Annotated in this window: 23 protein-coding genes; 9 read left to right on the forward strand and 14 right to left on the reverse strand. The window is 66.5% G+C overall.

Annotated features, from left to right (window positions below):
* Window positions 1–219: 219 nt before the first annotated feature.
* Together DQG17_RS19100 and DQG17_RS19105 are read left to right on the forward strand one after the other, a co-directional pair.
* Window positions 220–2,535, forward strand: a complete 2,316-nt coding sequence (locus tag DQG17_RS19100) for an ATP-binding protein (RefSeq protein ID WP_232829509.1) — start codon at window positions 220–222, stop codon at window positions 2,533–2,535.
* Window positions 2,532–3,224 (forward strand): response regulator transcription factor, encoded by a 693-nt coding sequence (locus DQG17_RS19105; protein ID WP_116134471.1) that lies wholly within the window; start codon window positions 2,532–2,534, stop codon window positions 3,222–3,224. Before DQG17_RS19100 ends, DQG17_RS19105 begins: the two co-directional genes overlap by 4 nt.
* 3 nt (window positions 3,225–3,227) lie before the next feature.
* Here DQG17_RS19105 and DQG17_RS19110 read toward each other — a convergent pair whose 3' ends face one another.
* The 3 genes from DQG17_RS19110 to DQG17_RS19120 form a co-directional block, all read right to left on the reverse strand.
* Window positions 3,228–4,190, reverse strand: a complete 963-nt coding sequence (locus tag DQG17_RS19110) for an HAD-IIA family hydrolase (protein ID WP_232829510.1) — start codon at window positions 4,188–4,190, stop codon at window positions 3,228–3,230.
* 83 nt (window positions 4,191–4,273) lie between these two features.
* On the reverse strand, window positions 4,274–6,607 hold the full coding sequence (locus DQG17_RS19115) for a sensor histidine kinase (protein ID WP_198666209.1): 2,334 nt from the start codon (window positions 6,605–6,607) through the stop codon (window positions 4,274–4,276).
* Between the two features lie 91 nt (window positions 6,608–6,698).
* A complete protein-coding gene (locus DQG17_RS19120; RefSeq protein ID WP_116134473.1) occupies window positions 6,699–7,358 on the reverse strand; it encodes a response regulator transcription factor in 660 nt (219 codons plus the stop codon).
* Window positions 7,359–7,572: 214 nt separating this feature from the next.
* Between DQG17_RS19120 and phnD the strand changes: the two genes are divergently transcribed.
* The 4 genes from phnD (at window position 7,573) to phnE (DQG17_RS19140) (ending at window position 11,063) form a co-directional block, all read left to right on the forward strand.
* Entirely contained in the window at window positions 7,573–8,565 is a 993-nt protein-coding gene (gene phnD, locus DQG17_RS19125) for a phosphate/phosphite/phosphonate ABC transporter substrate-binding protein (RefSeq protein WP_116134474.1), read from the forward strand.
* Window positions 8,566–8,671: 106 nt separating this feature from the next.
* Window positions 8,672–9,457, forward strand: a complete 786-nt coding sequence (gene phnC / locus DQG17_RS19130) for a phosphonate ABC transporter ATP-binding protein (protein WP_369908086.1) — start codon at window positions 8,672–8,674, stop codon at window positions 9,455–9,457.
* Window positions 9,454–10,245: a phosphonate ABC transporter, permease protein PhnE gene (phnE, locus tag DQG17_RS19135; RefSeq protein ID WP_116134475.1), complete on the forward strand. Its 792-nt coding sequence runs from the start codon at window positions 9,454–9,456 to the stop codon at window positions 10,243–10,245. Before phnC ends, phnE (DQG17_RS19135) begins: the two co-directional genes overlap by 4 nt.
* Window positions 10,242–11,063 (forward strand): phosphonate ABC transporter, permease protein PhnE, encoded by an 822-nt coding sequence (gene phnE / locus DQG17_RS19140; RefSeq protein WP_116134476.1) that lies wholly within the window; start codon window positions 10,242–10,244, stop codon window positions 11,061–11,063. The genes phnE (DQG17_RS19135) and phnE (DQG17_RS19140) overlap by 4 nt, the downstream gene beginning before the upstream one ends.
* A 19-nt stretch (window positions 11,064–11,082) precedes the next feature.
* On the opposite strand, the gene DQG17_RS19145 is transcribed toward phnE (DQG17_RS19140), so the two are convergent.
* The 8 genes from DQG17_RS19145 to DQG17_RS19180 form a co-directional block, all read right to left on the reverse strand.
* Window positions 11,083–12,672 (reverse strand): ABC transporter ATP-binding protein, encoded by a 1,590-nt coding sequence (locus DQG17_RS19145; RefSeq protein WP_116134477.1) that lies wholly within the window; start codon window positions 12,670–12,672, stop codon window positions 11,083–11,085.
* 1 nt (window position 12,673) lies between these two features.
* Window positions 12,674–13,810 carry an ABC transporter permease gene (locus tag DQG17_RS19150; RefSeq protein ID WP_116134478.1) on the reverse strand — a complete coding sequence of 379 codons (1,137 nt, stop codon included), beginning with the start codon at window positions 13,808–13,810 and terminating at the stop codon, window positions 12,674–12,676.
* Window positions 13,803–14,726, reverse strand: coding sequence for an ABC transporter permease (locus DQG17_RS19155; RefSeq protein ID WP_116134479.1), 924 nt, complete (start codon window positions 14,724–14,726; stop codon window positions 13,803–13,805). Before DQG17_RS19155 ends, DQG17_RS19150 begins: the two co-directional genes overlap by 8 nt.
* Before the next feature lie 57 nt (window positions 14,727–14,783).
* The gene (locus DQG17_RS19160) at window positions 14,784–16,373 is read right to left on the reverse strand and encodes a peptide ABC transporter substrate-binding protein (protein WP_116134480.1); all 1,590 of its coding nucleotides are present in this window, start codon (window positions 16,371–16,373) and stop codon (window positions 14,784–14,786) included.
* On the reverse strand, window positions 16,370–17,422 hold the full coding sequence (gene pip / locus DQG17_RS19165) for a prolyl aminopeptidase (RefSeq protein WP_116134481.1): 1,053 nt from the start codon (window positions 17,420–17,422) through the stop codon (window positions 16,370–16,372). The genes DQG17_RS19160 and pip overlap by 4 nt, the downstream gene beginning before the upstream one ends.
* Window positions 17,419–18,357, reverse strand: a complete 939-nt coding sequence (locus DQG17_RS19170; RefSeq protein ID WP_116134482.1) for a serine hydrolase — start codon at window positions 18,355–18,357, stop codon at window positions 17,419–17,421. Before DQG17_RS19170 ends, pip begins: the two co-directional genes overlap by 4 nt.
* A gap of 475 nt (window positions 18,358–18,832) precedes the next feature.
* Window positions 18,833–19,528: a VIT family protein gene (locus DQG17_RS19175; protein WP_116134483.1), complete on the reverse strand. Its 696-nt coding sequence runs from the start codon at window positions 19,526–19,528 to the stop codon at window positions 18,833–18,835.
* Window positions 19,529–19,532: 4 nt separating this feature from the next.
* Window positions 19,533–19,715: a hypothetical protein gene (locus tag DQG17_RS19180; protein WP_116134484.1), complete on the reverse strand. Its 183-nt coding sequence runs from the start codon at window positions 19,713–19,715 to the stop codon at window positions 19,533–19,535.
* Window positions 19,716–20,632: 917 nt separating this feature from the next.
* Between DQG17_RS19180 and DQG17_RS19185 the strand changes: the two genes are divergently transcribed.
* On the forward strand, window positions 20,633–20,956 hold the full coding sequence (locus tag DQG17_RS19185) for a hypothetical protein (RefSeq protein WP_116134485.1): 324 nt from the start codon (window positions 20,633–20,635) through the stop codon (window positions 20,954–20,956).
* Window positions 20,957–21,111: 155 nt separating this feature from the next.
* Window positions 21,112–21,459, forward strand: a complete 348-nt coding sequence (locus DQG17_RS19190; RefSeq protein ID WP_116134486.1) for a hypothetical protein — start codon at window positions 21,112–21,114, stop codon at window positions 21,457–21,459.
* Between the two features lie 179 nt (window positions 21,460–21,638).
* Here the strand turns inward: DQG17_RS19190 and DQG17_RS19195 are convergent, their stop codons facing one another.
* The gene (locus DQG17_RS19195; protein ID WP_116134487.1) at window positions 21,639–21,803 is read right to left on the reverse strand and encodes a DUF3309 family protein; all 165 of its coding nucleotides are present in this window, start codon (window positions 21,801–21,803) and stop codon (window positions 21,639–21,641) included.
* Window positions 21,804–21,943: 140 nt separating this feature from the next.
* Window positions 21,944–22,117, reverse strand: coding sequence for a CsbD family protein (locus DQG17_RS19200; protein ID WP_116134488.1), 174 nt, complete (start codon window positions 22,115–22,117; stop codon window positions 21,944–21,946).
* 276 nt (window positions 22,118–22,393) lie between these two features.
* On the opposite strand from DQG17_RS19200, the gene DQG17_RS19205 reads away from it, so the two are divergent.
* On the forward strand, window positions 22,394–22,861 hold the full coding sequence (locus DQG17_RS19205) for an Rrf2 family transcriptional regulator (RefSeq protein ID WP_116134489.1): 468 nt from the start codon (window positions 22,394–22,396) through the stop codon (window positions 22,859–22,861).
* Window positions 22,862–22,877: 16 nt separating this feature from the next.
* Here DQG17_RS19205 and DQG17_RS19210 read toward each other — a convergent pair whose 3' ends face one another.
* Window positions 22,878–24,653: an SLC13 family permease gene (locus tag DQG17_RS19210; protein WP_116134490.1), complete on the reverse strand. Its 1,776-nt coding sequence runs from the start codon at window positions 24,651–24,653 to the stop codon at window positions 22,878–22,880.
* Between the last annotated feature and the right edge of the window lie 513 nt (window positions 24,654–25,166).

Genomic DNA, 25,166 nt, shown 5'->3' on the forward strand with positions numbered 1-25,166 from the left:
TGAACCCCCGCAGGGTGCCGATTTGGGCGTCACTATAGCGTTTTGCGGCGGGCCAAAGGCTTCAGGCTTGTGAATGAAATGTAAACGAGACGTGAAGTCGGCCCGACCCCTGACGGCTCCCCGGAATCGGGTTTCCGGTTGCCGCCGCGCTCGGGGTTTGAAAGATGCCGTGGAGTAAGGGAGTATCGGGCGGGAAATGACGTTTCAGGGAACATGCCGATGATCTGGCCCGCCGAACGATTGTCGCGGATCCTGCGCAAAGAATGCGACCGGCTGGTCGACGAGATCGTGGGTCTTGCCCGGCAAAAGGGCTATGCCGACCAGACCAGTTCGCTGCGCGGCGCCTGGACCGAGTCGACCGAATGCCTGAACCTGTGTCTGGTGGGCTATCTTTCGGGGCCGCAGCACCACGCGGGCCATGACGGCCACAACGATTACCGCAAGGACCCGCGCTTTGACCGGCTGCGCCAGATCGCGCAGACCCATCACGACGCCGGCGTGCCGCTGGAGCTGCACAACGGTCTGTTCAAGCTCTATCGCCGGGTCTATCTGGACCACTTTTCCGCGCTTCTGACGCTGCCCGGTCAGGACCCCGAGATGATGCTGGAGGCGCCAGAGACGTTCCTCGTGCGGATCGACGAGTTCTTCGACGAGGTCGAACTGGCGATGCTCGCACCCTGGGCCGCAACCGGCCCGCGGGATCTGGCCTTGGGCGAAAGCCTGCGGCGGCTGACCCGCGAACGCGACCGGTATTTTGCGGCGCTGGAAAGCCTGCGCATTCCCGTTTTCATCGCGACCGACAGCGGCCAGCTTGTCACCGCCAATCAGGCGGCGCTGCAGGCCTTTCTCGATCTGTCCGAGGCGGGCGCGCTGACCTATCGTCTGGCCCTGCAGCCGCACCGGGTCGAGCTGCAGGCCATCGTCGACGAGATCCTGCAGACCACCGGCAGCCAGTGGGACGCGATCTGGATGCAGACCCGCAGCAAGGGCCGCTGCTGTTTCGACATCCGGGTTCGCGTGGTCGAGGACGCCTCGCACAAGTTCGAAAGCTGGCAGATCATCCTGATGCACGACGTGACCGAACACCATCAGGCCGTGCGCGCCGCGCGCGACGCCGAACGCACGATGTCGCTGTTTCTGGCCGCCATGGCCCACGAGATCCGCGGCCCGCTGCACAGTGTCCTCGGCGCCGCCGGTCTGCTGAAGGGCGCCGACCCCGAGGAAAGCGAAAAGCTGGTCGAACTGCTGGACAGTTCGGCGCGGTCGCTGAACACGACGCTCGAAAATGTGCTGAACTTCTCGCGGTTCGAACATCAGGCGCCGCAGCCGCGCCCCGATACCGTCGATCTGCGGGCGGCCCTTGGCGATCTGCGCCAGGTCAAGGGCATCCTTGCCCGCCAGCAGGGCGTGCCGCTGCGCCTTGAGATCGCGCCCGAGGTGCCGGCTCTGGTGCGGCTCGACTGGTCGATGACCCAGCAGGTGCTGAGCAATCTGGTGCAGAATGCGCTGCGCCACGACGACGGGCGCGGGGTCACGATCAGCCTTGAGACCGACGCAGGCGCGCTGGTCTTTTGCATTGCCGATCACGGGCCGGGCCTGTCCGACGAGATCTGCGCCCTGCTGAGCAGCGTCCCCGCCGAACTGCGGCCGCGCGCGACAGCGAAGGACGGCGCCGGGCTTGGCCTTGCCATCGCGCAGCGGATGACGCTGGCGCTTGGCGGCAGCATCAAGGCCCTCGATGCCGACGAGGGCGCGACCATCGAGGTCCGCCTGCCCCTCGTCGCGACCGAGGCCACCGAGCCGCCGCGGCGCTCCGCGCCGCTCGACCGCCGGCTCGACCAGAGCTGCCTGCTGGTCGATGACGATCCGATCAATGCGCTGGTCACCATCGCCATGCTCGAACGCCTCGGCCTTTCGGTCGATCATGCCCACAGCATCGGTCAGGCGCAGGCGCTTTGCCTGGCCGCCTCGCAAAGCTATGACCTGTTCATCCTCGATTATCGTCTGCCCGACGGCACCGGGGCCGACCTTGCCCGCCAGCTTCGCCGCGATCCCGCGCTGCGCGACGCGCCGATCCTGCTGCTCAGCGCGAATGTCGACTGGGTCCGGCAATCGCCCGAGGATGTCGGCCTGTTCACCGCGCTGCTCGACAAGCCGCTCGATGCCCGAGCGCTGGCCCGCGCCATCCAGGGGGCGACCCGGCCGCCCGCCGGGCTGCTCGACGGGCTGTCACCGGCGGTTCAGCGCAAGATGGCCGCGGCCTTCACCGAAAGCTGGTCGGCGTTCCGCCCCCTGCTGAGCAATGCCAGCCCCGATGGCCCGGACGCCGCGATTGCCGGACATGCCCACAAGCTGGTCAGCGGCGCCAAGATTTTCGGTCTGGCCGAGATCGCTGCGGCGCTGCAACGGCTTGAGGGCGTGCATTCGGACCCCGCCGCGGATGCCGCATTGCGGGCCGCGGCCCATGGCGCGGCGCTGGCCTGCACCTTGCCGGCCGACTGGGCCGACCGGCTCGAAGGCGCCCCCCTGACATGACCGAAGCCGCCGAAATCCTGCTCGTGGACGACGATGTGCTGATCCAGCTCATGGTCGAGGATGTGGTGACCCAATTGGGCCACCGCTTCACCTGCGCGGGCGATGGCGCCTCGGCGCGCGAGGCGCTGACCGCCGGGCATTTCGATCTGGTCATCCTCGACCGGCGTCTGCCAGACACCGATGGGCTGCTGCTGGCGCAGGCGATCCAGGCCGAGGCGAAATCGCCCTTCATCGTGCTGTCGAGCCTTGGCTCGCCCGACGATCAGGTGCTGGGCCTCGGGCTTGGCGCGCTCGATTACATCTGCAAGCCGGTCGAACCCGCGGTGCTGCGCGCCCGTATCGAACGGCACGTCGCGGTGCGGCGGGCGCCGAGCGACGAGGCAATCGTCGCCGTCGGTTCCAGATTGCGGCTGAACGTCCTGACCCGGCGGCTGTCGGTCGCCGGGCGGACCGAGGTGCTGTCGCCGGCCGAAACCCGGCTTCTGGTCTGCCTGATCCGCGCGCTTGGCCAGCCGCTCGACCGGGCCGGGATGAGCATGGCGATCTGCGGCCGCGAATGGGTCTATGGCGACCGCACGGTCGATGTCCTCGTTTCGCGGCTGCGCCGCCGGCTGCGCGGCAGCAAGTGCGGGATCGTCACCGTGCATGGCATCGGCTATATCCTGACCGAGGATGAGCCGGCGGATTAGACCTCAGGGACGCGCCAGCACGTAATCCGGGCGGATCCCCGACCCCGCGATGGCCGCTTGCGCGTCGTGACCGGCAAAGAACCCGTAGCCCGCGATCAGCGCCGATCCGATCCCGGCGGTCTGCGCGCCAAGGATATCGGTGTGCAGGCTGTCGCCGACCATCACGATGCGTTCGGGCGGAACATCCGGGCCAAGGCGGCGGAACGCCAGATCATAGATATTGCCATAGGGCTTGCCGAAGAACTCGGGCACCACGCCCAGTATCTCTGCCACGCGGTGGGCATAAAACCCCGGCTCGATGGAAAACCCGGCCTCGCAGGGCGCAACGATATCGGGATTGCCGACCAGCACCGGGCGCGGACGGGCGATCAACGCGGCCTCCAGCATCTGTTGTCGGCGCGCCGTCCAGACCCCGCTGCCGACCAGCAGAAACCCCTCGACCGCCGCATAGGCGGCCGGATCGTCCTGAAGATAGGTGACGTCGAGCGCTTCGAGATCCGCGAGCCCGACCTCGGGGTTGGCCATGATCCCCCAGGACAGACGCGGCCAGCCCGCCATTCCCGCCAGCAACGCGGCGCGGCTGCTGATCACGTCCTCTGGCGCGAAGTCATAGCCGAGGCGGGCATATTTCGCGACCAGCGTCGCCTGCGGCAGGCCCGCGGCATTCGACACGACCATGACCCGCTTGCCGCGGGCGCGCAGCCCGGCAATCCGGTCGGCCACCCCCGGAATGGCCGTTTCGCCGATGTTCAGCACCCCGAAGGCATCGAGCAGGAAGGCGTCGAAATGCCCGGCAATGTCGTCGAGCGTCTCGGCCGCGATGCAGGCCCCGGGCCGTCCGGCGGGCGGCAGGCGGTGGCGCACCGCCTCATAGGCCGCAAAGGCCGCACCAGTCGTCTGCGGGATTGCCGCTGCATGGCCGAGGCCACTGTCCGACCCGGTCCGGGTCATGTCGGCGTCTTTCACGGGCGCGCTCCTTCTGTCGTCCCCGGCGGTATCGTCCGCGCGGGCCACGGGGTCAATGGCAGCGCGCGCCGCGGGACCGGCCATCAGGGAACTGTCGAAAGCTGGAACCAGGTATCGAGGAATTTCGATTTCTTCAGCCCGTCCCGAAATGCCAGCAGCTCGGGGCCAAGCGCGATTTCCTGCAGGTTGAGGTTATAGGCAGACTGGCCCAGATCGCAGCTGACGGCGGGGGCGGGAAACGGACGGTCGAGCAGGACCTCAAGCTGGCCTGCCGCCGCATCGGGAAACCGCGCCTGACCGGGGACAAGGACGGTCCAGGGCGAGGCGATGATATAGTCGCTGGGGCAGATCACCGCGACGCCCGCCGCGTGCAAAGGTGCCGGGTCGATCGCCGACCATGGCACGTTATAGGCGATGTCGATCCGGCCCGCCGCGATGGCCGCGACCAGATCGCGGGGATGGGCGAACACCTGCCCCTCGGTCAACCCGATGGCGCGGGCGATGCGCCAGAACAGCGGCGAGCGTTCGGAATCCTGCGTGGCAAAGACATAGGACAGCGCGTCGATCCCGATATTGACCACCCCGACCCGGCCACGGAACCGGTCCGGGTCGCGTTCGAGGGTCGAGATCAGTTCGCGCCGCGTCGTCGGTGGCGCCTCGGACCCGAAGGCCCCGGGCCGGACCAGCATCAGCGCGGGGTCGAGCCCGAGCTTGAAGATCTCGCCACGCCAATGGGCATCGGCGGCAAGGTCGCGCCGCCGCACCACATCGGGCAGCGCCAGAAGATAGCCCTCGTTGGCCAGAAGCACGCTCAGATCCGGGGCATCGAGCACCACAAGATCGGCCTTGTTGCCGCCCGCAACCATGCCGATCACCCGCGAGGTCGCGTCGCTGGCAAACATCGGCAGCAGGCGAAAGCCCTCGGCCAGTGCCGGGATATGAAAGCTGTCGGCGTGGACGGCGTTGAAGGGAACGACCAGCGTCGGCTCGCCCGCAGCCCCCTGCGCGGCGGCGGGACGGGCCGCACCGAACGGCAGCGCCAGCATCAGGCCCAAGGCAATAAGCGACAGGACCTGACCGGAAAGCCCCGCCCCATCGGGCAGGACCGGCAGGCTGATCCGGGCGGTCAGCCCGCGGTTCGCATTCGATTGCAGCGTGATGTCGCCGCCGCTGGCGCGCGCCACCTTGCGGGCAATCGACAGGCCAAGCCCGGTTCCCCGCTGCCCGGCCGACGTGCTGTAGAACCGCTCGAACACCACCTCGCGCAGCGCGGGCGGAATGCCCGGGCCGCGGTCCGAGACGCAGATCGTCACCATGCCCGCCGCGCGCGCCAGCGCGATCCGCACCGGGCCGTCGGCGGCATGGGTCAGGGCGTTTTCGACCACGTTGACCAGCATTTCGCGCAACGACAGCGGATCGGCCAGAACCCGCAGCCGGGCGAGCTCGGGGCCTGCGTCAACCGTGATCTCGCGGCCCTCCTGCAACGCCATGCGCTCGGCGATCTCGACCGCCAGGTCGGCGACGGCGACCGGCGCCTTGGCCTTGGTCTCTAACCTGTGCAGCACCGTGGCGTCGCCAAGCAAACGGTTCGCGAGCGAGCCGGCCGACTTGGCGTTCTGCAAGATCCGCTCCAGCCGCCGCCGCACGCCCGGATCGTCGCATTCATCGAGCGCCACCTCGGCCTGCGACCGGATCGCGGCGAGCGGCGTGCGAAGCTGATGCGCGGCATCCGCGATGACGGATTTCAACCCGTCGAGCGTTGCGGCAAGCCGGTGCATGAAATCGTTGAACCCGGCGAACAGGGTCTGCACCTCGGCCGGGGCCGGGTTGTCGAGCGGGGTCAGGTTCTCGGACGAGCGCGCCCGGATCGAGCTTTCGATCTGGCGCAAGGGCGCCAGGCTGGTCGCCACCGCGATCACGATCAGCCCGAAGGCCGCGACCGCCAGCACGATGACCGGAATGATCGCGTTGCGCGTCAGGGTGCGGGCCAGATCGACCCGCGCCTCGCGGGTCTCGCCCACCATGATTGTGACCCAGCCCGACGAGGCCAGCCCCGCCCGATACCGGCTGACAACCGCCAGCCGCACCGCCTGCCCGCGATAGCTGCTGTCGATCACCTGCGTGCCGCCGCGCGAGGGCAACGGCACCTCGAGTCCCAGCGTCGGCGAGCCGGTCACAAGGCGGCCGTGGTGATCGACGACGCGATAGAACACCCGGTTCAGCCGCGAGGTGCCAAGGATCGCGAAGGCCGAAAACGGGATGTCGACCGACACCGCATCGCCGTCGAATTCGAGCGTGTCGGCAATCGAATAGGCGGAGGCCACCAGCACATTGTCGAACGCGCGGTCGGCGGCGCGCAGGGCAAAGCGGTCGGCGACCAGCAGCAGCACGAGGACCGCGAGCAGCAGGAACAGCAACGCGCCGGTCAGCAGCCGGATACGGATCGAGCCGGCCCAGGCGCGCCCGATGCGCAGGTGCCAGCCCGTGCCCGGCCCTGCGGTTTCAGGCTCAGCCGAGGTAATAGCCGACCCCCCGCTGGGTCTGGATGCCGACGCTCGACCCCGACAGCTTGCGGCGCAGGCGCGAGACCAGCAATTCGACCGCATTGCTCGACCCCTGATCCTCGAACCCGAACAGCCGCACGACCAGACTGTCCTTGCTGACCACGCGCGCGCCCGCCGCGACCAGCGTCGCCAGCACCTCGAACTCCCGCTTGCCGAGTTCGAGGGGCGCGCCGCCCAGCGTCGCCGAGCGATGCGACAGGTTCAGCCGCAGATCGCCGAAGGCGACGACCGGCTGCGCCTCGCCCAGACGCCGCCGGGCCAGCGCATCGATCCGCGCCTCAAGCTCGCGCAGATCGAAGGGCTTGACCAGATAATCGTCGGCGCCAAGGCCGAACAGGCTGATCTTGTCGCCGATCTGCGACCGCGCGGTCAGGATCAGCACCGGCGTCTTGATGCCCGCCGCGCGCATCTGGCGAATGATCTCGAACCCGCTCTGCCCCGGCAGATTGACGTCGAGCACGATGATGTCGAGCGTCTCGTCCAGCGCCGCCTCGGCCCCCGCCGCGCCATCGGCCTGATGCTGCAGATCGCAGCCACGCCGCCGCAGACGCGACAGGATCGCATCGGCAATATCCTCGTCGTCCTCGACCAGCAGCACGCGCATGGCGTTTGACCCCTCCCCCAACCGGCCCCCCGCCGGCGCGGGCTCCGACGATAGCCGGGCCTTGCATCTTTGCAAGTGGCTGAGGACAAATGGCCTTCGGCCCGCGCATTGCTGCAGGTGCAAAGCGGGGTGACAGAATTATGACAGCGAATGTCGCTATGGTCCTGCTTCAGCGGCCCCGCAGAGGAGGCGGGGCCGATCGGGAGGAGATACGATGAAGACCCAATTCCTGTTCACGCTCGGCCTGTGCGCATTTGCCGGGAGCCTGCTTGCCACCGCCCCGGCCCGGGCCGAGGACTGCCCGCAGACCGGGCAGCTCGACTATGGCTATTGCGATGCCGATGGCGATCTGACCGCCGATGCGCCGAGCGACCCCAAGGACTGGCGCGACCCCTCGACCCTGGTCTGGTCCTATACCCCGGTCGAGGACCCGGCGGTCTATGCCAACCTGTTCCAGCCCTTCACCGAACATCTGAAGGAATGCCTCGGCAAGAATATCGTCTATTATCCGGTGCAGTCGAATACCGCGCAGATCGAGGCGATGCGCTCGGGCCGGCTGCATTTCGCAGGCTTCTCCTCGGGGCCGACCGGCTTTGCGGTGAACCTTGCCGGGGCCGTGCCCTTTGCCGCCAAGGGCAGTGCCGAAGGTGTGCAGGGCTATCACCTGATTGCCATCGTGCGGGCGGATTCGCCCTATCAGACGCTGTCTGACCTCGCCGGCCACCGCGTCGCCCATACCTCGGCCTCGTCGAACTCGGGCAACCTTGCGCCGCGGGCGCTGTTTCCCGATCAGGGGCTGACCCCGGACGCGGATTACGAGCCGCTGATGTCGGGCGGCCACGACAAGTCGGTCCTTGGCGTCGGGGCGGGCGACTATGACATGGCGCCGGTCGCCTCGGACGTCTTCACCCGGATGGCGGCGCGCGGCGACGTCAACGCCGACGATTACCGCATCCTCTATACCTCCGAGGTCTTCCCGACCTCGTCCTTCGCCTATGCCCACGATCTGGCACCCGACCTGGCCGCCAAGGTGAAGGAATGCTTCTTCAACTTCACCTTCACCGACGAGATGCAGGTGGAACTGGAAGGCGACGACCGTTTCGTGCCGATCACCTACCTGAAGGACTGGGCGCCGATCCGCGCCGTCGCCGAGGCGGCCGGCACGCCCTATAACCGCGCGGTCTACGAAACCCAGCAAAAGAAGTAACCGGAACGGCCCGTCCCACCGTTCCGATCCGGGCGGCGCAGCTTCCCGATTTCCTGCGCCGCCCCCCTTTTTCCGCCCATCCCCCGCCAATCCCTGCGAGGTCCCCATGACCCCCGACACCATGGCGCCGCCGCCCGCGGCGATCCTGCGCTTTGACCGGCTCGTCAAGGCCTATGAGCCCGGCAAGCCGGTCCTCGACGGCATCACGCTCGACATCACCCGGCCCGGCATCGTCGCGATCATCGGCCCCTCGGGCACCGGCAAATCGACCCTGATCCGCTGCGTCAACCGGCTGACCGACCCGACCGGCGGGCGGATCCTGCTGGAGGGGGAAGACATCACCACCGTCCGTGGCAGCAACCTGCGCCGGGTCCGGCGCCGGATCGGGATGGTGTTTCAGGAATACAACCTCGTCGAACGGCTGAGCGTGATCGAAAACGTGCTGTCGGGCAGGCTCGGCTACATGCCGTTTTTCAAGGTGCTGCTGCGCCGCTACAGCGACGAGGACATCGCCCGGGCCTTCGAGCTGCTCGAAGCGGTCGGGCTCGACCCCGCCTTCGCCAACCGCCGCGCCAGCCAGCTTTCGGGCGGTCAGCGCCAGCGCGTCGGCATTGCCCGCGCGATCATGCAAAACCCCTCGCTGGTGCTGGCGGACGAGCCTACATCCTCGCTCGATCCGCGCACCTCGGTCGAGATCATGGAACTGATGGTCGAGATCGGCCGCAAGCGCGACATCCCGATCCTGATCAACATGCACGACGTCGGGCTCGCGCGGCGCTATGCCGACCGGATCATCGGCATGGACCGCGGCAAGGTCGTCTTCGACGGTCCGCCCGAGGACATCACGGCCGATCACCTGAACCGGATCTATGGCGGCGAGGGCTGGCAATGAGCCGACCCGCCCTGCACCGGCAGGCCTTTCCCCCGAACCGCGGCAAACAGGCGATCCTGTCGGCGCTGATCGTCTATCTGGTCTATGCCGTCCTCGCGCTCGACGTCAGCATGGCGCGCATCGTCACCGGCATCGGCAATGCCGCGCATTTCTTCGACCGCATGTTTCCCCCCAATACCGATCCCTCGAAGCTGGCGCTGATCTGGGACGGGATGAAACAAAGCCTGCAGATCGCGATCCTGTCGACCGTGGTCGGGCTGTCGCTGTCGCTGCCCATTGGCCTGATCTCGGCGCGCAATATCGCGCCCGCCTGGCTCGGCGGGCCGGCGCGGGTTCTGGTCATGATCTGCCGGTCGTTCCATCCGCTGATCGTGGCGATCCTGTTCGTCAAGGCGGTGGGCTTCGGGGTGCTGGCGGGCGCGCTGGCGCTGGTCGTTGCCACCGTCGGCTTTGTCGCCAAGCTGTTTGCCGAGATCGTCGAGGAAATCAGCCCGAAACAGGTCGAGGCGGTGCGCGCCACCGGGGCCTCGACCCTGTCGGTGCTGCTGATCGGGGTGCTCCCGCAGGTGCTGCCGCGCTTTGCCGGGTTGTCGGCCTATCAGCTCGATTCGAACCTGCGCAACTCGACCATCGTCGGCATCGTTGGCGGCGGCGGCATCGGCGCGATGCTGTTCACCGCCAGCCAGCGGTTCGACTATGACGTCGTGCTGACCATCATCCTGATCATCATCGCCACGATCATGACATTGGAATTCGTCACCGCCCGCATCCGAAAGATCCTGCTATGAGCGACATCCCCCTGTCCGCCGCCCCGTCCGCGGCGCAGCACTGGAAGCGCCACTCGCCGCTGCAATCGGCGCTGCGCACCGGCATCACGGTCGTCATCGTCGCCGCCGTGGTCTGGTCGCTGCGCACCATCGAGATCATCCCCGAGTTCCTGTACGACGCCCCGGCGCAGACCATGGACCTGTTCGCGCGGATGTGGCCGCTCGACTGGGCGTTCTTTCCGACCGACATCTTCCCGGCGCTGATCGAGACCATCAACATCGCGGCCCTTGGCACGGTGCTGGCCATCGTCATGGCGCTGCCGCTGTCGTTTCTGGCCGCGCGCAACGTCACCCGCAGCCCGGTCGCGCGCTGGATCGCGCAGTTCCTGTTCGTCAGCTCGCGGTCGGTCAATTCGCTGATCTGGGCGCTGCTGTTCGTGGCGATCTTCGGCCCCGGCGCGCTGGCCGGCGTGCTGTCGATCGCCTTCCGCTCCATCGGGTTCGTCGGCCGGCTGTTCGGCGAGGCGGTCGAGGATGCCCACCCCGGCCCGGTCGAGGCGCTGACCGCCGCCGGGGCCGGAACGATGAGTGTTCTGGTCAAGGGCTACTGGCCGCAGGTGCAGCCGGCGTTCTGGTCGATCGTGCTGCTGCGCTGGGACATCAACGTGCGCGAATCCGCGGTTCTGGGGCTGGTGGGCGCCGGCGGCATCGGCGTCGCGCTCGATGCCGCGATCAGCAACCTCTACTGGGATCAGGCGGGGCTGGTGCTGCTGACCATCTTCGGCGTGGTCTGGATCTCGGAATTCGTGACCTCGCGGGTGCGTGCCCGGATCATCTGATCCAGGGCACGCACCGGCGTCACGCCACGTCCATGAAGGCCGCGGCGATCAGCGCCCGGGTATAGGCGGCGTCTGGCGCGCTCAGAACCTGATCGACGGGACCTTCCTCGACCAGAGTGCCGTCCTTCATCACCAGAACCCGGTCGGCGACCGCCCGCACCGCCGCCAGATCGTGGCTGACAAAGACATAGGACATGCCGTGGCGCTGCTGCAGATCGCGCAGAAGGTCGATCACCTGTTTCTGCACCATCCGGTCCAGCGCCGAGGTCGGTTCGTCCAGGATCAGCAGCCGCGGCTTCAGGATCAGCGCGCGGGCAATCGCGATGCGCTGCCGCTGCCCGCCCGAGAATTCGTGGATATAGCGGTGCCGCGTCTCGGGCGGCAGGCCGACCTCGCGCAGCGCCAGCACCGCCTGTTCGTCGCGATCCCGCGCGCTTTGCGCCGGGCGATGGACGCGCAGCCCCTCGGTCACGATCTGTCCCGCCGTCATGTGCGGGCTGAGCGCGCCGAACGGGTCCTGAAACACCACCTGGATCCGTGACCGGAACGGCCGCAGCGCCCGCGGCGACAACCCGTCAAGCCGCTGGCCTTCAAAGCTGATCTCGCCCTCGGCATCGACCAGGCGCAGGATCGCGCGGGCAAGCGTCGATTTCCCCGACCCGCTTTCGCCGACGATGCCCAATGTCTCGCCCTGCCGGACGGTCAGATCGAGGCCATGCAGCACCTCGATCCGCCGCCGGCCGGTCGAAAAGCTGACGCGCAGCCCCCGCGCGGTCAGCAGCGGTTCGGCATCCGCGGCCACCGGGATCTTGCGGCCCCGAGGCGCGGCATCGAGCAGCGCGCGGGTATAGGGATGCTGCGGCCGTTCGAATATCGCCCCGACCGTGCCGGTTTCGACCACCTCGCCGCGGTGCATGACATAGACCCGGTCGGCAATGTGGCGCACCAGCCCGAGGTCATGGGTGATGAAGATCACGCCCATGCCGTTCTTGCGCTGCAGCTCGGCGATCAGCGCAATGATCTCGGCCTGGATCGTGACGTCGAGCGCGGTCGTCGGCTCGTCCGCGATCAGCAGCGAGGGGTTGTTGGCGAGCGCCATGGCGATCATCACGCGCTGGCGCTGGCCGCCCGACAGCTCGTGGGGATAGGCCCGCATCTGCCGCTCGGGGTCGGGCATATGGACCTGCCGCAGCATCTCCAGCGCGCGGGCGCGGGCGGCGCGGCGGCCGACCCGGCGATGGCGCAGGATCGGCTCCATGATCTGCTCGCCGATCCGGTAGAGCGGATCGAGCGAGGTCATCGGTTCCTGAAAGATCATCGAGATCTCGGCCCCGCGCAGCGTGCGCAGCGCCTGCGGGTTCAGCCGCAACAGGTCGTCGCCGCGAAAGGCGATGCGCCCGGTGGCACGGCCGTTGTGCGGCAACAGCCCCATGGCGGCGATCATCGACTGGCTCTTGCCAGAGCCGGATTCGCCGACGATTGCCACCGTCTCGCCCGGTTCGATCCGGAACGAGACGTCGCGCACGGCGCAGGTCTCGCCCCCGTCGGTCGCATAATGGACCGACAATGCCTCGACGCTCAGCAGCGGTGTGTGATGGTCTGCGGTCATGTCAGGCGTCCCGGGGGTCAAGTGCATCGCGCAGCCCGTCGCCAAGAAAGTTCAGCGCAAACAGCGTCGAGGTCAGAAACAGCGAGGGGAAGATCAGCATCCAGATCGCCGAGGGCATGGCACGCGCGCCCTGCGCGATCAGGATGCCCCAGCTCGACATCGGCTCCTGCACCCCGAAGCCGAGATAGGACAGGAAGCTTTCCAGAATGATCACGTTCGGCACCAGCAGCGTCATGAAAACGATCACCGGGCCCAGCAGGTTCGGCACGATATGACGAAACAGGATCTGGAACCAGCTGACGCCCAAGGCCTCGGCCGCGGCAACGAACTCGCGCCGGCGCAGCGACAGCGTCTGCCCCCGCACGATCCGCGCCATGTCGAGCCACAGCACCGCCCCGACGGCCACGAACATCAGCAGGAAATTGCGGCCGAAGAACACGACCAGCATGATGACAAAGAAGATGAAGGGCAGCGAATAGAGCACATCGACAATGCGCATCATGATCTGGTCGACCCGGCCGCCGGCAAACCCCGAGATCGCGCCATAGAGAACGCCGATCACCATGGCGACAAGCCCGGCCAGAAACCCGATGGACAGCGAGATCCGCCCCGCGATCAGCGTCCGCGCCAGCAGGTCGCGGCCGGTCGCATCGGTGCCGAACAGGAAATGGTGGCGTTCGATCCGGGCCGTCAGCACCGCCTCGGTCTGCGAGGTCGGATCGAGGGTGCTGTTCTCCAGCATGTCCGAGCGGTCGAAATAGCGCGCCGCCCGCGGATCGACGCCGCGCGTCGATTGCAGATGCGCCGTGACCCGATCGCCCGTCTGCGCCCAGTCCACCAGATCGAGCCGCGCGCGGCCGGCCGCGGCCTCGATCGCGGGGCCGATCATCTCGGGGCGGGGATAGGCCGACAGGCTCGCCGGGACGCGGGTATAGCCCTGAAAGATCTTGTCATAGCTGTTGGGGACCAGCATCGGGCCGAAGGTGCAGGCCAGCACCATGAGGCAGAGATAGACGAGACTGCCCATGGCAAGGCTGTTCTTGCGCAGCCGCTGCCAGGCCTTGGCCCAGAACGACCTCGCCTGCCCCTCTGTGTCCGCGGGAACGGGGGCGGGGGCGGAGACGGGGATTTCAGTCATAGCGCACCCTCGGATCGACGAGCGTATAGGCAATGTCGACGATCAGGTTGAACAGGATGGTGAACACGGCCAGCACGACGACGGCCCCCATCACCACGGTGTAGTCGCGGTTGAGCGCCGCATCGACGAAATAGCGGCCAATGCCCGGGATCGAGAACACCGTCTCGACCACGACCGATCCCGTCATCAGCGCGGCTGCGGCGGGTCCGGCATAGGACACGACGGGCAAAAGCGCGGATCGCAGCGCATGGCGCCCGACCACGGCAGCCTCCGACAGGCCCATGGCGCGGGCGGTTCGGATGTGGTGGGTGTGCAGCGCCTCGATCATCGAACTTCGCATCAGCCGCGCAACGACGGCAAGCTGCGGCAGCATCAGGCAGATCACCGGGCCGATCAGGTTGTGGAAGGCACCGTCGTTCCAGCCGCCGACCGGCAGCCAGTTGAGCCCCAGCGCGAACACCAGCTGAAACAGCGGCGCCACCACGAAGGTGGGGATCGTGCTGCCCGCGGTGGCAAAGCCCACCACCGCACGGTCGGCCCAGCCGTCGCGATAGAGCGCCGCGATCACGCCCATGGCGCCGCCGAGGATCAGCGCCAGCAACAGCGCCAAGCCGCCGATGCGGATCGACACCGGCAGGCCGGCATGCAGCAGTTCGGCCACGCTGAATTCGGGCATGGTAAAGCTCGGCCCCAGATCGCCGTGCAGCAGGTTCTTCAGATAGATCCCGTATTGCTGCACCAGCGGCAGATCCAGATGATAGGTGCGCTCCAGATTGGCCCGGATCACCGGGTCGAGCGCGCGTTCCTGATCGAACGGACCGCCCGGCGCGATGCGGATCATGAAAAACGACAGCGTGACAACGACGAAAAGCGTGGGAACGGCCGTCATCATTCGCCAGAAGGCATAGCGGAGCATGGGGAACCTCGGCCTGAAGGGCCCCGGCCCGGGCAACGGACCGGGGCCGGGACTGTGCTACTTGATGCTGAGGAAGCGGGTCGGATGCACATCCATCACATTGTCGCCCCAGCCGCCGACGCGATCCGAGACGAGGTTGTGATAGCTGTAGAACATCAGCGGCACGACGCAGAGATCGCGCGCCACACCGATTGCCTCGGCATCGTGCAGATCGCCCATCCGTTTCGCCGGATCGGTCTCGAGCGCCGCCTTTTCGAGCAGCGCATCGAAATCGCCATCGGAATACAGGGTCGTGTTGTTGCCGGTGCCGGTTTTGCACAGCGCGAGAAAGTTCTCGGGGTCGACATAATCGGCAAACCAGGCCGCGCGGGCCAGGTCATAGTCGCCCTTCTGTTCCAGATAGCCATAATGCGACTTGGTATCGAGGTTGACGAGGCTGACCTCGATCCCGAACGGCGCCAGCATCTCCTGCACCGCGACGGCGGTGTTGGCGTTGTTGTCCGAGGTGTTGAACCGCAATTCCAGCGCCAGCGGATGATCGGGGCCGATGCCAAGCCCGGTCAGGATCGCCTCGGCCTGTTCCTCGCGGTCGATCTGGGACATGCCGGCATAGTCGAGAGCGGCACTTTCATAACCGTCGATGCCGGGCGGCACGAAGGAATAGGCCGGCAGCATCGTGTCCTGCCAGACCTTCTCGGCCAGGAAATCGCGGTCGATCAGCATCGAGATCGCCTGCCGCAGCGCGACCTCGTCCCAGGGCGCCTTGTCGATCTTGAAGCCATAGTAATAGGTGCCGAGCGTCGGCCCGACGCGAAGCTGGTCGCCGAACTTCGCCTGCAGGTCGGCGGTCTGCTCGGTCGGGAAGTCGCGGTTGACGTCAAGCTCGCCGGCTTCGAACCGCTTGACCGCGGCCGAGGCGTCGGCGGTCGGGTAATAGTTCACCGTGTCGATGCTGACGTTCGCGGCATCATAGAACTCGGGGTTGCGGGTCAGGGTGATGTGGTCGTTCGGGACGAAGTCGCCCAGCACATAGGCCCCGTTCGACACCAGATTGCCGGGCTTGGTAAAGGCCGCGCCGAACGCCTCGACATTCGCCTTCTGCACCGGATAGGTCGACTGATGCGTCAGCATCTGCAGGAAATAGGGCGTCGGGCCGTTCAGCGTGACCTCGAGCGTCAGATCGTCGATGGCGCGGATCCCCAGATCCTCGGGCGGCAGCGTGCCTGCGGTAATCGCCTCGGCGTTCTTCACCGGCGCCAGCATATAGGCGTATTCGGCGGCGGTCTCGGGCGTCACCACCCGGCGCCAGGAATAGACGAAATCCGCGGCCGTCACCGGGCTGCCATCCGACCACTTGCCATCGGCGCGCAGCGTGAAGGTATAGCTCAGACCATCGTCGCTGACGCGCCAGCTTGCGGCGGCGTCGGGGATCAGTTTGGCGTCGGGGTCAAGCCCCATGAGGCCGCTGAACAGATCGCGCATTAGGTTCGCCTCGGCCAGGGTCGAGGTGCGGTGCGGATCGAGGGATTCAGGATCGTCGAGGTTGCCGCGGTTCAGCACGGTTTCGGCCATGCCGGCCAGCGGCAGGGTCAGGACCGCCACAAGGGCGATGCCGGACAGCGGAAGCCTTAGATGGTGATGTCTCATGTCTTGGTCCTTTGGGTTCTGGACGGCGCTGCGTCCGGGATGCGGGGGGCCTGGGGGTCGGGCGGCGGGGCGCTGGCCTTGGCGCGCGACGCGCCACGCGGCGAAAGATCTTCGGTGGCGCGGACGACGGCGTCGATGATGCCGGGTTCGGTCCCCGAATGACCGGCGTCGGGCACGACGCGCAGCACCGCATGGGGCAGCGCGCGGGCCAGACGATGCGCGCCGATCATCGGCGTCACGAGGTCATAGCGCCCCTGCACCAGCCGGACCGGAATGCCCGACAGCCGCGGCGCCTGTTTCAACAGCCAGTCCGCCTCCGGGAAAAAGCCGCGATTGACGAAATAGTGGCATTCGAGCCGGGCAAGCGCGACCGCGACCTCGGGCGTCTCGAAATCGTCCTCGCGGGCGGGATCGGGCAGCAGCGACAGCGCTGCCCCCTCCCACCGGCTCCAGGCGCGGGCGCAGGTCAGCCGCTCTTCGGGGTCCGGGCCGAACAGGCGCCGATGATAGGCCGCCAGCATGTCGCCGCGTTCGGCGGGCGGGATCGGCGCGGCAAAGGCCGCGAAGACTTCGGGCAGGATCAGCGAGGCACCGGACTGATAGAACCAGCGCAACTCCTCCTCGCTCATCAGGAAGATGCCGCGCAGGATCAGCTCCGACACCGCCTCGGGGTGGCTTTCGGCATAGGCGAGGCCGAGCGTCGAGCCCCAGGACCCGCCCATCACCTGCCAGCGCTCGATCCCAAGCAGGCGGCGCAGCGCCTCGATGTCGGCCACGAGGTGCCATGTCGTGTTGTCCGCGATCCCGGCATGGGGTTCGGACCGGCCGCATCCGCGCTGATCGAACAGGACGATCCGATAGGCCGCGGGGTCGTGCAGCCGGCGCATGTAGTCGGCGATGCTGCCGCCCGGGCCGCCGTGCAGGATCAGCGCGGGCTTGCCGTCCGGATTGCCCGCCTCCTGATAATAGATGCGGTGCCGGTCCGAGACCCGGAGCCATCCCTCCCGATAGGGGTCGCAGGGGGGGAACAGGCCGCGCCTTTCCGTCATCCACCCACCCCGGCCAGAACGGGGGCGACGAATTCCTCGTAAAGCATCGCGCCGAGGTCGGGAAAGATCGCGGGATCCTTGGCGCTGGTCTGTTCGCCCTGCGTCATCACCACGACGATGATCGGCCGCCCGTCGGGCCGCAGCCAGCGCAGCATGTCATGCTTGAAATACGAACTTTCGGGGTCTCCGGTCCACAGGTTGTGCCCGGCCTTGCTCCAGACCCTTGTGCCTTCGGGCATCCCGCCGCCGAGGTACTCGGCCAGTTGATAGGCGGGCATCGGGGCGCGGGGATCGCGCCTGTCGCGCAGGAATTCACAGCGTGCCCGGTGCAGCGCCTCGCCCTCCAGCGGCACCTCGCCTTCGAACAACTCCCACATCAGGCGCGCGGCGGCACGCGGGGTCAGCACGTTCAGGTACTGCCCGCCCGCCCCGGCAAATTGCGCCTCGCGGCCATAGCGCATGTCGTCCATCAGCTTCTGGGTGATGTTGCAGCCCTCGAACTCGGCCCAGCCAAGATCGTGGACATAGCGGTTAAGACCCTCGCGCGCCTCGCGCCAGCGGGCAAAAGCCTCGGGCGGCAGCAGCGTGTCGCCGGTGGTGCCGGTCAGCAGGTCGATCACATAGTTCGTCGCGGTGTTCGACGACCACAGGATCATGTCGCGCAGCGCGCGATCAAGATCGGGGTGCATTGCGATCCGCCCCTGCGCGATCTGGTCGAGCGCATGGAGGAGGTGAAAGCTTTTGACGAGGCTGCAGGGATAGCACCGCCAGTCGCCGCGCCAGTCAAAGCCTTCGGGGCGGCCGTCGGGCCCCGCCTCGACGATGACCAGCCCCATGGTGTCGGGGCGAAGCCCCCGGTCGCCGAACTCTGCGCCGATCCGGGACAGCAGCCCGCGGCCGCGGCGGCCCCATTGCGGGGTCTGGGTGAAAAACATCGTCGGTTTCCTGATCGTCCGTTGCCTGCAGCCTTCGATAGCACCGGCAGGGACAATCGGTAAAATTATAAAAATGCTATTTACTATCAGTAAATGGATAGTCAGCCGCTGCGAACCCGCGCTTTGGGCCCCCCGAACAGGGCACGGGTCCGCTGTCACCCGGCGACTTTATGCGGTGCGGCACAGAATTCCCCTGGGTAATCAAAAAATGTATCGTAGGTTTCACATCGCCTCCCAAAGACCACCCAAATGGTCATAGTTCTCGTCAAATATATTCAACCATAAGTAGTATTTGGGGCTTTTCTTTTCGTTAAAAGGATGTAAGGTCAAGTCATGGCGGGTGCCGGACAGGCCACCTGTGTGCGGAATCAGCAATCCCTCGCGGCTGGGCCCTCCCCCTAGCTGCGACGCGCGCCCGTCATGCTTTCAGCACAATGCAAAGCCCGGTGCAGGCGGCGCAACACGGGGGCGCGTGTCAGACGACGGTGCCGAACAGCCACCCCACCAGTGCCGTCGCCAGCATTGCAATCGCCCCCCACAGCGTGACCCGAACCGCCCCGCGCAGCATTCCCGCGCCACCGATCCGAGCACCCGCCGCCCCAAGCGCGACCAGCGCCAGCAGCGTCGCCAGCGAGACCCCCACGAGGATAAAGGAGGCCGGGACCGCCGCCGCCACCAGCAGCGGCAGTGCCGCGCCACCGGCGAAGGTCGCGGCCGAGACGAGGCCGGCCTGAATCGGGTTGGCGGCCAGTTCCGGCGTGATGCCAAGCTCGTCGCGGGTGTGCGCGGTCAGGGCATCGCCCGCCATCAACTCCTCGGCCACCTGCAGGGCCAGACCGGGCGACAGGCCGCGGCCCTGATAGATCAGCGCAAGCTCGGCCAACTCGCCGGCCGGGTTGGCCTTGAGCTCCGCGGTTTCCTTGGCGATGTCGGCGGCTTCGGTATCCGCCTGGCTGCTGACCGAGACATATTCCCCCGCCGCCATCGACATCGCCCCGGCCACCAGCCCGGCGAGGCCCGCCACCATGACAGCCCCCTTGTCGGACGAGGCCGAAGCCACGCCGACAATCAGGCTCGCCGTCGACAGGATGCCGTCGTTTGCCCCCAGCACCCCTGCGCGCAACCATCCGATCCGCGAGACGAGGTGGATTTCCCCATGCGACTTGACCATTGGCTCAGGCTCCTTCGGTGACGGAAAACACGGCCTCGGTCTGACGCCGGACCCATGGCGTCCCGGGCGGGCGTTCGCGGGGGATCGACACCGGGCCAGCCGGCCGGCGTGGCGTGACGATGCGCATCAGCCGGTTGACTGCGCCCTGCGCCAGGGCAGGCGCAACCTGCGGTTCCTCGATGGCCATGGAACGGGTCCTTTCGCGGATGAGGGAACACCGCACCCTACATCGGATGCCGGTCCGAGGGCAGGCCCGTTCCACCGCGACGACCGGCCCTGCGGCCGCGGCTGCGTTCGAGCCTTTCGCCGAAATATCCGGCAAGGAAATCCATGGCGACGCGAATGCGCGGCTCGCTCCGTTCGCAGATTTCCCGCGTCCTGCATGTTTCGGAATCCGGCCGTCAAAAAAAAACAGTGTCCGAGCAAAATCGGCTTGAATCGATATGTCTGCCGCATCAGGGTCCATCGATCCGGATATATTCAGGATGATGCGGTGGTGCGATCTGAAATTGCGGCCCCTGCGGTCGGCTTCGCATTTCAAGCATGAACAGGACTCCGGTCTCCCGGCGGGGCGGGGTTTCCGAAGCCGGACCGTCGCTCCGAGGCATCCGCCTTTATCCTGCCCGGCCTTCCGACAGCCTTGCCCTCGCCGGGGAGCACAGCCATTTTTACGGGCGGCCTTGCGCGATCGGTAATTGGCGCAGGGCCACGACGGAATTGCAAAACGCCCAAAATATCCGCCCGAAAAAGATCAGGGCGCGCGCGGGCGCCAATACCTGAAACCTCGCCGGGCAATTCGGCATTCCCGGCAAAATGCGGAGAGAGTCAGCCGACCGGGTAAAGGCGTCAAAAGACATATTTCGGTCGCATTCTTCCATTCCGTTACGGAACCTGGCACAGTGCAGACAAATTCGGGAAAAACTCCATTTAATTTCTTCTTGCAGCCAATGACCTAATCTGAATTAACACATGCCGGATTTTTTGTGCCTATATTGGTCGAGAACCAGGCGATGGAGTCCGGAAAGGTCCTCCAGCTTCGGTACTCGAGTTCCGCGGAGATCTGTCTGATCGGCGGAACCGTTTCACCCCGAGAGGATCCGTACCATGGCGCGTACCACCGCACATCCCGGCCAGGACCCGAATTACGACCGCTTCCTCGATGCCACCGTCGTCGAAGACGGCAGAGGCACGACCGCGACGGTCCTGTCGATGCTCTGCAGGCTCGATATCGATCCCTGGGGCGAGGCCGCGGGCCTGGCCAGGATGCAGGAAAGTCAGGCGCGGCGAAGACTGGCCGACATGATGTCCCTGTTCGCCGACGCGTCGTTGCCCACGACGGCGCGTGACAAGGTTATCTCGCGGTTGCTGTCCTTTCTGCCCAGACACGCGGCCCTGGCCCCGACGCCGACGCCCTGCCCGTCGCGATAGCGCGCGATGCCCGCGCGCGCAGCGCAGCTTTTCCGGGTCTTCGCAACGGCACTGGTGTATGGTCATATCGGTATGACGGCGCAGCGGACTCCGGATGCGCCGCAGCCCGACAGAGCCGCAGACCGCAACCGCACGGACCATGGAAGAAACAGCAGATGACCGACGAAGACACCCTTTGGGACCTCGAAGAACGCTTCTGGACCGGCGGCGCCGACAGCGCCCGAAGCATGACGGCAAAGAACGCGGTTTTCGTGTTCCCCTATCCCGCCGGAATCCTGCAGGGCGATACGCTCTGGCGGGAAAAGGACGTGGCCCAGCGATGGCGTTCGGTCGAGATGAGCGAGCGGTTCTTTTCCTGCAAGGATGACATCGCGGTTCTGGCCTACAGCGTTTCGGCCGAACGCAATGGCGAGCCGATCTACAACGCGCTTTGCACCTCGACCTATCTGCGCGACGGCGAAACCTGGCTGCGTCTGACACACCAGCAGACCCCGACGGACTGAGCCCGCGCCAGACCGCCCCGCAAGGGCGGCGCTCAAGTGACCGGACGTGTCGGGACCCGTCCGGGTCTCGCGCGCGGCAAGGGCTTGGCCACGCCGTTTCCGGCCGTGGTCGGCCCGCCACCGTGGGGAGAGAATCGCAGGTCTCCGGCTGACCGGCCTCGCACCCCACGCAGTCGCGGTCAGATCCGGCCAATCAGCATCAGGATGACCACCACGAGCAGAACGGTGCCAAGCACGCCGACCCCGGCGTGACCGAAGCCATAGCCATAGCCTCCGAAGCGCCCGCTGAATCCGCCGAGCAGAAAGATGATGAGAATGATGATCAGTATCGTGCCAAGCGTCATGGCGTATCCTTTGAGGTGCTGGTGCCACCGGTCTTTCGGGTGGCCTTGACGGTCGAAGATGGGATGGTCGGGGATTGTCCCCGTGCCAGAGTCCGGGCCGGTGTCCGGGCCGGTGTCCGGGCCGGGGGCGGCGCTGACCGCTATGCGTCGCGGATCGTGTCCTTTACGCCGCCCGCAGTGTTCTGGATCCGGCCTGCGATCTTGTCGGCCTCGCCCTCTGACTCGAGCTTTTCGTTGCCGATCACCTTGGCGATTGCGACCTTGGCCTTGCCCTTGGCGATCTTGGCGGAACCGATAATCCGATCCTTGTCCATGGTATTTCCCCCTTTGCGGAAAAACGCGCCGCCAGACTTCTGGCGGACACGCGGCAGCTAAGCGCATTTGCCCTCCGGTCGCACTGATGCAGGTTGGTGCCGGATGCAGATTGGTCAGGTCGTGATCGACCCCGCACCGGCCGGGACCGCGCGGACGGCAGGTCGCGACGGACCGGCTCCACCTGACAATCCCACCCGTGCTTCAGGCTCGCTTTCCGGTGCGATCCTGATAATCTCGATCATGTTTCCCATGCTTTCCGGCGCGAGCGGACCAGGATGATCACGAACAAGACGAAATATGCGCTGAAAGCGCTGATGGTGCTCGCCGATGAAAAATCCGTTGGCGGCGCCGCCTCCACGATCGAGGAGATCGCGGAGCGGTCGGGGGCGCCGAAACGGTTCCTCGAACATATCCTGCTCGATCTCAAGCGCGCCGGCCTGATCGGCAGCCGACGGGGACGCAACGGAGGCTATGAGCTGATCAAGGACTCCCGCAGCATCTCGCTTGCCGAAATCCTGCGGCTGATCGACGGTCCGCTTGCGCCGTTGCCCTGCCTCTCCCGGCGGGCCTATCAACGCTGCGATGACTGCGAGGACGAGGCCGCCTGCCGGGTGCGCGCCGTGTTCGGCGGGTTCTATGCCACCTATATCCTGATGGTCGAATCGCTGACGCTCGCCGATCTGCAGGAGGATGCGCAGCCGCTGGAACGTTTCGGTCTGACCGGGCCGACCGCCAGCGACTGATGTTCCGGCCCGCCGGTCAGAACGGAAAGAACAGCGGGATGACCAGCACCGCGACCACCGCAAAGATCACGTTCAGCGGCAGCCCGACCTTGACGAAGTCGCGGAACTTGTAGCCGCCCGCGCCATAGACGAAGGTGTTGGTCTGATAGCCGATCGGGGTGGCGAAACTGGCCGAGGCCGCGAACATCACCGCCATGATGAAGGGCCGCGGATCGAACCCGAGTTCGAGGGCCAGCGCGATGACGATGGGTCCGATCAGCACCGCGACCGCGTTGTTCGATACCATCTCGGTCAGGGTCGAGGTCAGCACATAGACCGCCGCCAGAATGGCCAGCGGGCCGACGCCGCCGACCAGCCCGACGACCGTCTTGACGATCACCGCGGCGGTGCCTGTCACCTCCATCCCCAGGCTCATGCCGAGCATCCCGAAGATCAGGAACAGGATGTGCCAGTCGATGGAGTCGAACGCCTCTTCGGGATCGACGCAGCGGGTCATCATCACCACCACCGCCCCGATGACCGCCAGCCCGGCAATCGGCAGCACATTGAACGTGGCCAGCCCCATGACGCCAAGGATCGTGGCAATCGCGATCGGCGCCTTGGTCCGGCGCATCGGCCGTTCGGACGGTGTGGTCAGGTTGACGATCCCGCCATCCTCCATCATCCGCTGGATGCCTTCGGGCGGACCTTCCAGCAGCAGGGTGTCGGCGAATTGCAGGCTCAGGTCCTGCAGGTCCTGCGAGATGTTCTGTTCCTGCCGGTGCACCGCCATCAGATAGACACCGTATTTGCGCCGCAGCTTCAGGTCCCGGATCGGCTTGCCGCGCAGATGCGAATAGGGGCCGACGCTCGCCTCCATGGTAATGGTCTGGTCCGCGGTCACCGGCTCGAACCCGCTGTCGTCCATGTCGCGGAACTCGACGGCGCCGTTTTCCTTCAGGCCCAGGATCTCGCCGGTGTCGGTCTTGATCACCACCCGGTCGCCGGCCTCCAGCGTCATCGCGGCCATGGTGCGCCGCATCGACGTCTCGCCGCGGACCACGTCGAGGATCCGCGCGGCCGCGGTGTTGAACGGCAGTTCCGTCAGCGTCTTGCCAATGTATTTCGATCCATGCGGGATCAGCAGCCGCGCCAGGAACTTGCGCTTGGTGTCCTGCCCGAGGATCGAGGCAAGCGAGGCCCGGTCGGGCAGCAGGTAGCGCCCGGCAAACACCATATAGATCATGCCGACTGTGGCAAAGATCAGCCCCGGCAGCGTCATCTCGAACATCGTGATCATCGGCTGGCCGGCATCGCGCGCGACACTGCTCATCAGAATGTTGGTCGAGGTGCCGACCAGCGTCAGCGTGCCGCCAAAGATCGCCGAGAACGACAGCGGGATCAAAAGCCGCGAGGGGGCGACGCCGACGGAGGCCGAGATCGAGATGATGATCGGCGTCAGCAGGATCACCACCGGCGTGTTGTTCATGAAGGCCGAGGCGGCGATGGTGCCGAACATCATGATCAGGCTCGCCCTCAGATAGGACCCGCGCGCCTGTTTCTTGAGAATGTCGCCGATGATCTCCAGCACGCCGGTGCGCTCGAGCGCCGCCGAGATGATGAACATCATCGCAATGGTGATCGGCGCCGAGGAGCTGAAGACCTTCAGGAAATCCCCGGTCTCGATGATCCCGGTCGCCAGCAGCACCGCCGATGCGCCAAGCGCTGTCACCTCCGGCGGATAGAATTCCTTGAAGAAGCTGACGAAGACAGCGCCAAGCAGCACAAGCACGAAAATCTGTTCGAGGGTCATGAAGCGATCCGGGGTTCGAAATGGCGTCATCCGTGAAATATACGATAATTCCCATCGTGTATAATAGAAAGTGCGGCCTGCCGCTGTCGTCGCCACAAAACCCGGGGCCGCTGACGCCGGTCCGCCCGCCGTCTCGGGACCCAAGGACCCCCGTAGGTTGCGACGCAGGTCGGCCGGGGTCTTTGGCGATGCGCGCACATTCAGTCCCGCGAAAACCGTTTGCGGCCTGCCGCCGGTGCGAGCATGTTGGCCTGCGGCGCGCAACGCCAGACGCCGCCGCCACAAGGCGCAAGCGTCCCTCGCACCCAAGCCCGCATGAAACCGGAGGCCGAACGGCGCCCCGGCAAAATCGCCACATCTTCAAGGGTTTCTTCCGCGCCGAGGTGACCCGGACCTGTCGCAGGCCTAGTATGCCGGGGTCCGGGTCAGGAATCGCTCAGCCAGCCCTCGCGCTCGAAGCCGATCCCGCCGCGGCGCTTTTCCTCCGAAAGTGTACCCCTAACCGCCGCCCCT

Origin of the sequence: Tropicimonas sp. IMCC34043 (assembly GCF_003390845.1) — a bacterium.
GTDB lineage: Bacteria > Pseudomonadota > Alphaproteobacteria > Rhodobacterales > Rhodobacteraceae > Tropicimonas.